This is a genomic window from Bradyrhizobium sp. CCBAU 51765 (assembly GCF_015291725.1).
Lineage (GTDB): Bacteria > Pseudomonadota > Alphaproteobacteria > Rhizobiales > Xanthobacteraceae > Bradyrhizobium > Bradyrhizobium liaoningense.
In genome coordinates this window covers 404,494-417,407 of the sequence record NZ_CP030038.1, presented here as the reverse complement: position 1 = coordinate 417,407, position 12,914 = coordinate 404,494, and the positions used below count along the sequence as shown (strand labels likewise).

The following is a 12,914-nucleotide window of genomic DNA, read 5'->3' as shown; positions in this document are numbered from 1 at the left end:
TCGCGCCCCGGAATGACGACCAAGCATTTGGTGACAGTGGCGCTTACAAGAAGCTCTGCGGATCGACGTCCACTTCGAGCTTCTGATTGCCCGTCGGCTTCGGGCAGACGGCGAGCCAGTTGCGCAAATAGTCCGACAGATCGAAGCCCCGCGCCGATTTCACCAGGATGCGGAAGCGGTAGCGGCCCTTGATGACGGCGAGCGGCGCTTCCGCCGGGCCGAGCACCACCACGCGCTCGTCGCGCGGCGCGAGCGCAACGAGCTTGCGGCCGAAACCTTCCGCGCTCGGGCGGTCGCCGGCCGAGATGATCAGGCTCGCGAGCCGGCCGAACGGCGGATAGAGCGTCTTCTCGCGCAGCTCGATCTCGCTGTCGTAGAAGGCCTCGCGGTCGCAGGCGATCAGCGCCTTCATCACGGGATGATCGGGCTGGTGGGTCTGGAGGTAGCCGACGCCGCGGCCCTGCTCGCGTCCGGCGCGGCCGATCACCTGGTTGAGCAATTGCCAGGTGCGCTCCGCGGCGCGCGGATCGCCGTTGCTGAGGCCAAGATCCGCATCGACCACGCCGACCAGATTGAGCCGCGGGAAATTGTGGCCCTTCGCCACGAGCTGCGTGCCGATGATGATGTCGACGCGGCCCTCCGCGATCTCGGCGAGCTCCGAGCGCATCGTCTCGATCGAGGTGATGAGATCGCTGGACAGCACCATGGTGCGCGCTTCCGGGAACAGCGCGGCCGCCTCCTCCTGCAGGCGCTCGACACCGGGCCCGACCGCGACCAGCGATTCCTCCGCCGAGCAGTTCGGGCAGATGTGCGGGCGCGGCATCGAGAAGCCGCAATGGTGACAGACGAGGCGCTGGCGAAAGCGATGATCGACCAGCCAGGCATCGCAGATGGTGCAGGCGAAGCGATGGCCGCAGGCACGGCACAAGGTCAGCGGCGCATAGCCGCGGCGGTTGAGGAACAGCAGCGCCTGCTCGCGCCGCTCGATCGCGATTCTGATCTCGCCGGCAAGCCGCGGCGAGATGAAGCGGCCGCGCGCGGGCGGCTCGCGCCGCAGATCGATCGCCTCGATATGCGGCATGTGCTGGCCGCCGAAGCGCGAAGGCAGCGCGATGCGCTGGTAGCGGCTCTTGCGCGCATTGACCTCGGACTCCACCGACGGCGTCGCGGAGGCCAGCACGACCGGGATTTTTGCGATATGCGCGCGCACCACCGCCATGTCGCGGGCGTGGTAATGCACGCCGTCGTCCTGCTTGTAGGCCTGGTCGTGCTCTTCATCGACGATGATGAGGCCGAGATTGGCATAGGGCAGAAACAGCGCCGAGCGCGCGCCGACCACGACCGGCGCTGAACCTTCGGAAATCGCGGCCCAATTGCGCGCGCGGGTGCGCGGGGTGAGTTCGGAATGCCATTCGATCGGCCGCACGCCGAAACGCTGCGCAAAGCGGTCGAGGAACTGGCCGGTGAGCGCGATCTCCGGCATCAGGATCAGCGACTGTTTTCCGCGACGGATCACCTCGGCCACGGCTTCGAAATAGACCTCGGTCTTGCCCGAGCCGGTGACACCGTCGAGCAGCGCGACATGGAAGGTGCCGTTGGCCGCGAGCGCGCGCATCGCATCCACGCCGGCACGCTGCAGCGGCGAGAAATCCGGCCGGCCGAAATCAGGATCTGGCGCGGGCGGCGGCGGGGGCGGCGGCATCGGCTCGACCGTGAGCGTGCCTTCGTCGACGAGGCCGTCGATCACGCCTGAGGAGACGCCCGCTTCCTTGGCCGCCTCGGACTTGCCGTGCAGCAGCCGGTCGGACAGCACCGCGATCACCCTCTGCCGCGCCGGCGTCAGGCGCTTCGGGGGATCGCCGACCAGGCGAACGCCGGCGCGCACCCGCTCCGGGCCGAGAGTCTCGCCCATGCGCAGGCACATGCGCAGCACCATGCCGCGCGGACTCAGCGTGTAATTGGCGACCCAGTCGACCACCGAGCGCAGCTCGGGCTTCAGCGGCGGGATGTCGAGCTTCTCGCTGACCTCCTTGAGGCGATTGTGCAGGCGCGGATCGGGATTGGCGTTCTCGCCCCAGACCACCGCCAGCACCTCGCGGGCCCCGAGCGGCACGCCGACGAGATCGCCCGCTTTCAGCTCCATCCCGCGCGGCACCTTGTAGGAATAGGTCTGGTCGAGCGCGACCGGCACCAGCACGTCGACCATGCCGGTCGCGTGGGCGGAGGCGGGGCTGCGCGGTGTGTGATCCATGGGTGGAGAATCGGAACTCGGGGACTTCAGGCTAGCGCCGCGGGCCGGCCTTAGCGAACGATAAACGAGTGTGATGCGATATACTGTACGGAATCACCACGTCCAGAGCGCATGAGCAAAGCGGCCGCCCCAAGAATCGAGCTCGCCAGCGCCGATCCCTCGATCGCGCAGGAGATGGCACGCTGGCTGTCGCATCTCGGCGCCGAGCGGCGGCTGTCGCCGAAGACGCTGGAGGCCTATGGCCGCGACTTGCGGCAGTGCCTGGATTTCCTCAGCAATCATTGGGGCGAGCGCGTCACCCTCGCGCGCTTCGCGGCGCTGGAGGCCACCGACGTCCGCGCGTTCATGGCGATGCGCAGGGCCGACGACATTGCCGGACGTAGCCTGATGCGTGCGCTCGCAGGCCTGCGCTCGTTTGGGCGCTTCCTCGAGCGCGAGGGCAAGGGCAAGGTCGGTGCGCTCTCGGCGATTCGCGCACCGAAGGTGGCCAAGAGCCTGCCGAAACCGCTGCCGATGGCCTCCGCAAAACGCCTGGCCGACGCCGACGAGCGCGCCGGCGAGGACCGCGAGACCTGGATCCTGGCGCGCGACGCTGCGGTGATGGCGCTGCTGTATGGCTCGGGCCTGCGCATCTCCGAAGCGCTCGGCCTGAAGCGCCGCGAGGTGCCGCGTCCCGGCGAAGGCGACGTGCTGGTCGTGACAGGCAAAGGCAACAAGACCCGCATGGTGCCGGTACTGCAAAACGTGCTGGAGCTGGTGCAGGAGTACGTTTCGATGTGCCCCTATCCGCTACCCGCGGAGGGGCCGATCTTCGTCGGCGCGCGCGGCGGGCCCTTGAGCCCGCGCATCATCCAGCTCGCGATGGAGCGGCTGCGCGGCGCGCTGGGCCTTCCCGACAGCGCCACGCCGCACGCGCTCCGGCATTCCTTCGCCACGCATCTGCTCTCGCGCGGCGGCGACCTGCGCGCCATCCAGGAATTGCTCGGCCATTCCTCGCTCTCGACGACGCAGGTCTATACCGGCATCGATTCCGAGCGGCTGCTCGAAGTCTATGCGAGCGCGCATCCGCGGCGCTGACACACTCTCGTCATAGCTCGCGTGCCTCTTGCGCGGCGTCCACGGTTCGGTCAAATCGTGGGGAACCGAGACAGGAGAGACATGATGGGCGCCCACGAAAGCATGGAGCATGCCGAGCACGCCGAACACGCGTCCGGCTCGAACAAGAAGATCGCGCTCCTGATCGCGGTGCTGGCGCTGTTCCTGGCGATCTCGGAGACGCTCGGCAAGGGTGCCCAGACCGAATCGATCAGCAAGAACGTCGAGGCTGCCAATCTCTGGGCGTTCTTCCAGGCCAAGAGCATCCGCCGCACCGTGGTGGTGACCGCGGCCGAGCAGGGCAAGCTGACGCTCGCCGCCGCGGACGAGGCCCAGAAGCCGGCCGTGCAGAAGCAGATCGACGACTGGACCAAGACCGCACAGCGCTACCGCTCCGAGCCGGAGACCGGCGAAGGCACCGAGCAGCTCGCCGAGAAGGCCAAGCACGCCGAGCATGCGCGCGACGAGGCGACCGCGAAATACCACCATTTCGAGCTGGCCTCCGCCGCGTTCCAGATCGGCATCGTGCTGGCCTCCGCCACCATCATCACCGGCATGCTCGCGCTTGCTTATGTCAGCGGCGTACTGACGATCGCCGGCCTGATCATGACCGCGCTCGGCCTGTGGTGGCCGCACCTGTTGCATTTGCATTGAGGTGAGCAGCGATCGCTCGTCTCTCTCAGCGTCATTGCGAGGAGCGAAGCGACGAAGCAATCCAGACTGCCTCCGCGGAAGGATTCTGGATTGCTTCGCTGCGCTCGCAATGACGGAGGATAGAGGCGCATGCCTTCGGCAGCTAGCGCGCCTGGTGCACGCTCCTGCGGAAGCGCTGGATCATGCGCAGCGTTCGTGACGACCATCCCTCGCCGTTGCCGGCGATCAGCTCCCTGATGCGGCGCTTGATCGGATCGACCAGTTCGGCGGCCTTGGCGCGCACCTTCAGCACCAGATCGTAGATCCGCTCGAACCAGTGCATCTCCAGCAGCTTGTGGCGCGTCACGTCGAATACGAAGGCAGTGACGCCGACGCCGACCAGCTTTGCGAACACGATCATGAAGACCGCGCTGGTCCAGTATTCGTGCGCGAGCAGCCAGAGGCCGACCAGCTTGAGCGGAAACAGCGGGACGATGGGGACCGCGAACACGATCAGCGTCATGGCCGGCGACAGCGCATTGACGCGCTCCGTCAGCCAATGCTTGAACCGCGCCAGCGGGATGGCTGCGACGACCTTGGCAACGATCGGCTCGAGATGGTCCCACAGCCAGGCTTCGATCAGGAAGATGATCGCAAGCAGGACCCAGACCGGTTGAAGAAGGCGGCGCAGCATATGTTTCCCCGCCCGATTCGGTGCTGGGGCGCGTGCCTACATATGGATGGCCCGCTTGCCGACCGCAAGCGCGGCTTCCTTGACGGCCTCCGAGCGGGTCGGATGGGCGTGGCAGGTGCGCGCGAGATCCTCCGCACTGCCACCGAATTCCATGAGAACGCAGGCTTCATGGATCATTTCGCCGGCTTCGCGGCCGATAATGTGCACGCCGAGCACGCGGTCGGTCTTCGCATCTGCGAGAATCTTCACAAAGCCGTCAGTGGTCTGGTTGACCTTGGAGCGGCCATTGGCGGTGAACGGAAACTTTCCGACGGTGTAACCGATGCCCGCCTGCTTCAGCTCCTCCTCGGTCTTGCCGACGGAGGACACTTCCGGCGTGGTATACACGACGCCCGGGATGACATCGTAGTTCACGTGGCCGGCCTGGCCGGCGATGATCTCCGCGACGGCAACGCCTTCATCCTCGGCCTTGTGCGCGAGCATCGGGCCCGCGACGACGTCGCCGATGGCGTAGACGCCCTTGAGGCTGGTGGCGAAATGCGGATCGATCTGCACGCGGCCGCGCGGATCGAGCGCGACGCCGGCTTCCTTCAGGCCAAGACCGTCGGTGTAGGGCACGCGGCCGATGCAGACCAGCACGACGTCGGCTTCCAGCGTCTCGGCAGCGCCGCCGGCGGCGGGCTCGATCGTCGCCTTCAGCGTCTTGCCCGAGGTGTCGACCGCGGTGACCTTGGCCCCCAGCTTGAACGCAAAGCCCTGCTTCTCGAGGATACGCTGGAATTGCTTGGCGATCTCGCCGTCCATGCCGGGCAGGATGCGATCGAGGAATTCGACCACGACGACTTCGGCACCGAGGCGGTGCCAGACCGAGCCGAGCTCGAGGCCGATCACGCCGGCGCCGACGATCAGGAGCTTGCCGGGGACCTTGTCCAGCGACAGCGCGCCGGTGGACGACACGATGCGCTTCTCGTCGATCTCGATGCCCTTCAGGCGCGCGATGTCCGAGCCGGTGGCGATCACGATGTTCTTGGTTTCGACCACCTGCGACTTGCCGTCGGCGGAGATTTCGACCTTGCCGGTGCCGAGGATCTTCCCGGTGCCCTTGAGCACGTCGATCTTGTTCTTCTTCATCAGGAACTCGACGCCCTTGACGTTGCCGTCGATGCCCTGCTGCTTGAAGTTCATCATCGCCGGCAGATCGAGCTTCGGCGACGAGACCGACACGCCCATTTTCGCGAAGGAATGGCCGGCTTCCTCGAACATCTCGGAGGCGTGCAGCAGCGCCTTGGACGGCATGCAGCCGACATTGAGGCAGGTGCCGCCGAGCGTGGCGTTCTTTTCGACCACGGCGACTTTCATGCCGAGCTGGGCTGCGCGCACCGCGCAGACGTAACCGCCCGGTCCGGTGCCGATGACGACGAGATCGTAGGTAGCCATGAGAGAAAGTCCCGTGAGGTTTGGCGTGATGAGGATGTGTCAGCGTCCGCGCGGCGCGTCAGCGTCCGCCGGACACATCGAGAATGGCTGAGGTGACGTAGGAGGCCTCGTCCGACATCAGCCAGACGATGGCGTTGGCGATTTCCTCGGCGGTGCCGACGCGCTTCATCGGCACCAGATGGGCCAGACGATGGGCGCGGTCGGGCTCGCCGCCGGCGGCGTGGATCTCGGTGTCGATCAGGCCGGGACGGATGGCGGCAACGCGGATGCCTTCGCCCGCGACCTCGTAGCCGAGGCCGACGGTGAAGGAATCCACCGCGCCCTTGGACGCGGCGTAATCGACATAGGTGTTGGGTGCGCCGAGCCTGGCAGCAACGGACGAGAGGTTGACGATGACGCCGCCCTCGCCGCCGTGCCTGGTCGACATCCGCTTGATGGCTTCGCGCGCGCAGAGGATGGAGCCGGTGACGTTGACCGCCATCACGCGCTGGATGCGCTCGGCCGACATCTCGTCGACCCGCACGCCGCTCTTGCCGACAATGCCGCCGTTGTTGACGAGCGCGCCAAGCGTGCCCAGCTTGTCAGCTTCCTTGAACAGGGCAAGGATGTCGCTTTCCTCGGCGACATCGCATTTCACCGCGATGGCCTTGCCGTTGGCGGCCTCGATCTGCGCGACCACCTCGTCGGCGGCCTTCTTGTTGCTGGCATAGCCGACCACGACGCGATAGCCGCGCGCGGCCGTCGCAATCGCGGTCGCCCGCCCGATGCCGCGGCTGCCGCCGGTGATGACAACGACTTTATCCGTCATGCGCACCTCCATGGTTCGACACGCGCCGCCGCGTTGATCGCGACGGCGCTCGCAAAGCGACAGGGATCAGAGATCGAGCACCAGGCGCGCCGGATCTTCAAGGCTCTCCTTGACGCGAACCAGGAAGGTGACGGCTTCCTTGCCGTCGATGACGCGGTGATCGTAGGACAGGGCCAGATACATCATCGGGCGAACCTCGATCTTGCCGCCGACGACCATCGGCCGCTCCTGGATCTTGTGCATGCCGAGGATGCCGGACTGCGGCGCGTTCAGGATCGGGGTCGACATCAGCGAGCCGTAGATGCCGCCATTGGTGATGGTGAAGGTGCCGCCCTGCATTTCGTCGATCTTGAGCTGGCCGTCACGGGCGCGGCGGCCGAAATCGGCGATGCTCTTCTCGATGTCGGAGATCGACTTGTGGTCGCAGTCGCGCACCACGGGCACGACGAGGCCCTTGTCGGTGCCGACGGCGACGCCGATGTGGTAGTAGTTCTTGTAGATCAGGTCGGTGCCGTCGATCTCGGCGTTGACTGCCGGGATGTCCTTCAGCGCCTGCACGACGGCCTTGGTGAAGAAGCCCATGAAGCCGAGCTTGGCGCCGTGCTTCTTCTCGAACGCGTCCTTGTAGTGCGCACGCAATGCCATGACGTTGGTCATGTCGACCTCGTTGAAGGTCGTGAGCATGGCCGCGGTGTTCTGCACGTCCTTGAGGCGGCGCGCGATGGTCTGGCGCAGGCGGGTCATCTTGACGCGCTCTTCGCGGGCGGCGTCATCGGCCGGCGACGGCGCGCGGACCTGCACGGCGGCGGCGGGCTGATTGACCGGGGTCGGCGCGGAGGCGGCGCGCTCGATCGCGGCCAGCATGTCGCCCTTGGTGACGCGGCCGTCCTTGCCGGAGCCCGGAACGGTCGAGGCGTCGATGCCGGTCTCGGCCGACAGCTTGCGCACGGACGGGGCGAGCGGCGCATCGGCCGGCGGCGCCTTCGGCGCAGCGGCGGCAGCAGCCGGAGCCGCAGCGGCTGCGGCGGGAGCAGCGGCCGGCTTGGCGGGAGCGGCGGCGGGCTTGGCAGCACCTGCAGCGCCTTCCGTGATCTGGCCGAGCAGCGCACCGACGGCGACGGTCGCGCCATCGGCGGCGATGATCTCACTCAGCGTGCCCGCGGATGGCGCCGGCACTTCGATGGTGACCTTGTCGGTCTCGAGCTCCACCAGGGGCTCGTCGACGGCGACCGGGTCGCCGGCCTTCTTGAACCAGCGGCCGATGGTGGCCTCGGTGACGGATTCGCCGAGCGTCGGCACACGAATTTCAGTCATGGTCTTTTCCTTAAGGAGATCGCCAATGCGGTCATAAGTGCGGGTGTCATCGCCTGCGAAAAGCAGGCCATCCAGCAAACCGGACGTTCGTACTCTGCACGGACGCCACGGCGTGTTGGATGCCCCGCTCCAGTGCGCGTTTGCGCACGAGGCGGGGCATGACGCAGTTCAAGAAATTCAGCTCAGTGCTTCGTCCAGGAACGCCTTCAGCTGCGCCTGATGCTTGGACATCAGACCCGTGGCGGTCGCGGCGGAAGCGGCGCGGCCGACATAACGCGGACGCCGGCTCACGCCGTTCACCTGGTTCAGCACCCATTCCAGATAGGGCTCGATGAAGTGCCATGCACCCATGTTGCGGGGCTCTTCCTGGCACCACACCACTTCGGCCTTCTTGAAGCGCGACAGCTCGGCGACCAGCGCCTTCAGCGGCACAGGATAGAGCTGCTCGACGCGCATCAGGTAGATGTCGTCGATGCCGCGCTTCTCGCGCTCCTCGTAGAGGTCGTAATAGACCTTGCCGGAGCAGAGCACGATGCGGCGGATCTTCTCGTCCGGAACGAGCTTGATCGCCTCGCTCGGCAGCATCTGGGCGTCATCGTACAGGATGCGGTGGAAGGTCGTTCCCTTCGCCAGCTCTTCGAGACGCGACACCGCCCGCTTGTGACGCAGCAGCGACTTCGGCGTCATCATGATCAGCGGCTTGCGGATCTCGCGATGGAGCTGGCGGCGCAACGCATGGAAGTAGTTCGCCGGCGTGGTCGGATAGACCACCTGCATGTTGTCTTCCGCGCACATCTGCAGGAAGCGCTCGAGGCGCGCCGAGGAGTGCTCCGGCCCCTGGCCCTCATAGCCGTGAGGCAGGAGGCAGACGAGACCGGACATGCGCAGCCATTTGCGCTCGCCCGAGGAGATGAACTGGTCGAACACGACCTGCGCACCGTTGGCGAAGTCGCCGAACTGGGCTTCCCAGAGCGTCAGCGTGTTCGGCTCGGCGAGCGAATAGCCGTATTCGAAGCCGAGCACGGCTTCTTCCGACAGCAGCGAGTTGATGACCTCGTAATGGCCCTGCTCGTGGCCGAGATGGTTGAACGGCGTGTAACGGCTCTCGTCCTCCTGGTCGATCAGGACCGAATGGCGCTGCGAGAAGGTGCCGCGTTCCGAATCCTGTCCGGACAGGCGAACGTGGTGGTTTTCGTTGAGCAGCGAGCAGAACGCCAGCGCCTCGCCGGTCGCCCAGTCGATGCCGACGCCGTTGTCGATCGCCTTGGCGCGATTATCGAGGAAGCGCTGAATGGTGCGGTGGACGCGGAAGCCGTCCGGCACCTTCGTGATCTTGCGGCCGATGTCTTTCAGGATTGGCAGGTCGACGCCGGTGACGCCGCGGCGCGCATCCTCTTCCTGGTCGGCGATCTTGAAGCCCGCCCATTTGCCGTCGAGCCAGTCGGCCTTGTTCGGCTTGTAGGAGGTGCCGGCCTCGAACTCGGCATCGAGCCGGGCGCGCCAGTCGGCCTTCAGCTTGTCGACCTCGCCCTCGGTAACCACACCTTCGGCGATCAGGCGCTTGGAGTACAGCGTGAGGGTCGACGGATGGGCCGCGATCCGCTTGTACATCACCGGCTGGGTGAACGCCGGCTCGTCGCCCTCATTGTGGCCGTAGCGGCGGTAGCACCACATGTCGATGACGACAGGCTTGTGGAACTTCTGCCGGAATTCGGTCGCGACCTTGGCCGCGAACACGACGGCCTCCGGATCGTCGCCGTTGACGTGGAAGATCGGCGCGTCGATCATCTTCGCCACATCGGACGGATAGGGCGAGGAGCGCGAGTAGCGCGGATAGGTCGTGAAGCCGATCTGGTTGTTGACGATGAAGTGCACGGAGCCGCCGGTACGGTAGCCCTTCAGGTCCGACAGGCCGAAGCACTCCGCCACCACGCCCTGTCCGGCGAACGCGGCGTCGCCATGCATCAGGAGCGGCATGACGGAGATACGCATGTCCGGCGGATCGCCGTGCTGGTCCTGCTTCGCACGTACCTTGCCGAGCACGACGGGATCGACGATCTCGAGATGCGAGGGGTTGGCGGTCAGCGACAGATGGATCCGGTTGCCGTCGAACTCGCGGTCCGAGGAGGCGCCGAGGTGATATTTGACGTCGCCGGAGCCTTCCACCGCGTCGGGATTGGCCGAGCCGCCCTTGAATTCGTGGAACAGCGCGCGGTGTGCCTTGCCCATCACCTGGGTCAGCACGTTGAGGCGGCCGCGATGCGGCATGCCCAGCACGATCTCCTTCACGCCGAGATTGCCGCCGCGCTTGATGATCTGCTCCAGTGCCGGGATCAGCGATTCGCCGCCATCGAGGCCGAAGCGCTTGGTGCCGGTGAACTTGGTGTCGCAAAACTTCTCGAAGCCTTCGGCTTCGATCAGCTTCATCAGGATGGCTCTGCGGCCTTCGCGGGTGAACGAGATTTCCTTGTCGGGTCCCTCGATGCGCTCCTGGATCCAGGCCTTCTGCGCGGCATTGCTGATATGCATGAACTCGACGCCGAGCGTCTGACAGTAGGTGCGCTCGCAGATCGCGGTGATCTCGCGCAAGCTGCCGTATTCGAGGCCGAGCACGTGATCGAGGAAGATCTTGCGATCGTAGTCGGCCTCGGTGAAGCCATAGGTGCGCGGATCGAGCTCTTCGCGGTTGCGCGGCGCTTCGATGCCCAGCGGGTCGAGCTTGGCATGGAAGTGGCCGCGCATGCGGTAGGAGCGGATCAGCATCAGGGCGCGGACGGAGTCGCGCGTGGCCTGGAGCAGATCGGCGGAGGAGATATCGGCGCCCTTGTCGCCTCCCTTGGCCTGCGCCCTGGCAGCGATCTTGGCACCGACCGTCTTCTCGACTTCGGCCCAGTTGCCGTCGAGCGCCGAGGTCAAATCGTCGTTCGGAGTCAGCGGCCAGTTGGCGCGCTCCCAGGACGGACCCTGGGCGTTCTTCCGGACGTCAGCGGGCTGGTCGTTGAGGCTTTTGAAGAACTCCTGCCACTCGGCATCGACCGAGGACGGGTCCTTCTCGTAGCGGGCGTAGATTTCGTCGATGTAGGTGGCGTTGGTGCCCTGCAAAAAGGAAGACAAGGCAAAGGCTGCGTTCGCGTCCTGGCGAGACATACTGGAGTTCCTGGCGATTTCGGTTCGCGCATAACAAACGGCGCTGGCGCCGAGCTCCCCGGCAGAGGCTCGGCGCGACAGGCACCCTTTACCCTATTTGCTGCGAAACTTCGCCCGGAAAAGCACGAAGGAGTGAATTAGCCTTTCAACTTTTCGGCAAGCGTGTGCCCGAGGCGGGCGGGCGACGGGGACACTGTAATCCCAGCCGATTTCATCGCATCGGTCTTGGAACCGGCATCGCCCTTGCCGCCCGAGATGATCGCGCCGGCATGCCCCATGCGGCGGCCGGGAGGGGCGGTGACACCGGCGATGAAACCGACCATCGGCTTCTTGCGACCGCGCTTGGCCTCGTCCTTGAGGAACTGGGCGGCGTCCTCCTCGGCGGAACCGCCGATCTCGCCGATCATGATGATCGATTCGGTCTTGGGGTCGGCGAGCAGCATCTCCAGCACGTCGATGAACTCGGTGCCCTTGACCGGGTCGCCGCCGATGCCGACCGCGGTGGTCTGGCCGAGGCCTTCCTGGGAGGTCTGGAACACGGCCTCATAGGTCAGCGTGCCCGAGCGGGAGACGATGCCCACCGAGCCGGTCTTGAAGATGTTGGCCGGCATGATGCCGATCTTGCACTCGCCGGCGGTCATGACGCCGGGGCAGTTCGGCCCGATCAGGCGCGACTTGGAGCCGGCCAGCGAACGCTTCACCCGCACCATGTCGAGAACAGGAATGCCCTCGGTGATGCAGACGATCAGCGGGATCTCGGCGTCGATGGCTTCGCAGATCGCGTCCGCCGCGCCCGGCGGCGGCACGTAGATCACCGAGGCATCGGCACCGGTCTTCTCACGCGCCTCGCGTACGGTGTCAAACACCGGCAGGCCCAGATGCGTCGAGCCGCCTTTGCCGGGCGAAGTACCGCCGACCATCTTGGTGCCGTAGGCGATCGCGGCCTCGGAATGGAAGGTGCCGTTCTTGCCGGTGAAGCCCTGGCAGATGACCTTGGTGTTCTTGTCGATCAGGATGGACATGAGGTCTGCTTTCGCGAACTAACGAGTGAGAGGTCAGTGGATGCGGCGGTAGACGCCGGTGAGCACGTCGGCCCAGCCTTCCGCGTCCGGCGAGAACTGGATCTTCAACGAATAGGAATCGTCGTCGATGATCTCGTAGACGTGGCGCGCATTGCCGCGGAGCGAGCCGCGCACCAGCGTCAGGGTCTTGCCGACCCACCCGCCCGAAGCGGGCGAGGGCGGCGTGTAGCCGAGCGAGTCGTACCAGAACAATTTGTAGGTCCGGTCGTCACGATCGTAGGTGAAGATGCCGTGAGTGGCGAAGACCTGCTTGCCGTCGCGCATCTGAGCCGAATCCTGGATCAGGTAGAACCCGTTGAGGTCCATGCGGGCGGCGACGCGAGAGGTCGCCGGCCCGCCTTCCGTCCAGCGCGACGGGAAGACCACCTCTTCGCCATTCCATTCGCCGGCGAACGCGGCGAGACGCGCGTGCTCGGGAAGCGGAGATGATGCGGCGAGATGGTCCTGGGTCAT

Annotated in this window: 10 protein-coding genes; 2 read left to right on the top strand and 8 right to left on the bottom strand. The window is 66.0% G+C overall.

Annotated elements, in window-relative coordinates:
* Positions 1-43 precede the first annotated feature (43 nt).
* A complete protein-coding gene (locus XH96_RS01950) occupies positions 44-2,251 on the bottom strand; it encodes a primosomal protein N' (RefSeq protein ID WP_194390821.1) in 2,208 nt (735 codons plus the stop codon).
* Between the two features lie 111 nt (positions 2,252-2,362).
* On the opposite strand from XH96_RS01950, the gene XH96_RS01945 reads away from it, so the two are divergent.
* Together XH96_RS01945 and XH96_RS01940 are read left to right on the top strand one after the other, a co-directional pair.
* Complete coding sequence (locus XH96_RS01945) at positions 2,363-3,328, top strand: tyrosine recombinase XerC (protein WP_194390820.1); 966 nt, start codon at positions 2,363-2,365, stop codon at positions 3,326-3,328.
* Positions 3,329-3,412: 84 nt separating this feature from the next.
* Positions 3,413-4,000, top strand: coding sequence for a DUF4337 domain-containing protein (locus tag XH96_RS01940; protein ID WP_194393998.1), 588 nt, complete (start codon positions 3,413-3,415; stop codon positions 3,998-4,000).
* Between the two features lie 142 nt (positions 4,001-4,142).
* On the opposite strand, the gene XH96_RS01935 is transcribed toward XH96_RS01940, so the two are convergent.
* From XH96_RS01935 to XH96_RS01905, 7 genes are all read right to left on the bottom strand, one after another.
* A complete protein-coding gene (locus XH96_RS01935) occupies positions 4,143-4,673 on the bottom strand; it encodes a hypothetical protein (RefSeq protein ID WP_194390819.1) in 531 nt (176 codons plus the stop codon).
* Between the two features lie 36 nt (positions 4,674-4,709).
* Positions 4,710-6,110: a dihydrolipoyl dehydrogenase gene (gene lpdA / locus XH96_RS01930; protein WP_194390818.1), complete on the bottom strand. Its 1,401-nt coding sequence runs from the start codon at positions 6,108-6,110 to the stop codon at positions 4,710-4,712.
* A 58-nt stretch (positions 6,111-6,168) separates the two neighbouring features.
* The gene (locus XH96_RS01925) at positions 6,169-6,918 is read right to left on the bottom strand and encodes an SDR family oxidoreductase (protein ID WP_194390817.1); all 750 of its coding nucleotides are present in this window, start codon (positions 6,916-6,918) and stop codon (positions 6,169-6,171) included.
* 66 nt (positions 6,919-6,984) lie between these two features.
* Positions 6,985-8,232, bottom strand: a complete 1,248-nt coding sequence (gene odhB, locus XH96_RS01920; RefSeq protein ID WP_194390816.1) for a 2-oxoglutarate dehydrogenase complex dihydrolipoyllysine-residue succinyltransferase — start codon at positions 8,230-8,232, stop codon at positions 6,985-6,987.
* A 177-nt stretch (positions 8,233-8,409) separates the two neighbouring features.
* Entirely contained in the window at positions 8,410-11,379 is a 2,970-nt protein-coding gene (locus tag XH96_RS01915; protein ID WP_194390815.1) for a 2-oxoglutarate dehydrogenase E1 component, read from the bottom strand.
* Positions 11,380-11,516: 137 nt separating this feature from the next.
* Positions 11,517-12,401: a succinate--CoA ligase subunit alpha gene (gene sucD, locus XH96_RS01910; RefSeq protein WP_194390814.1), complete on the bottom strand. Its 885-nt coding sequence runs from the start codon at positions 12,399-12,401 to the stop codon at positions 11,517-11,519.
* A gap of 33 nt (positions 12,402-12,434) precedes the next feature.
* Positions 12,435-12,914: a DUF1579 family protein gene (locus XH96_RS01905; protein WP_194390813.1), complete on the bottom strand. Its 480-nt coding sequence runs from the start codon at positions 12,912-12,914 to the stop codon at positions 12,435-12,437.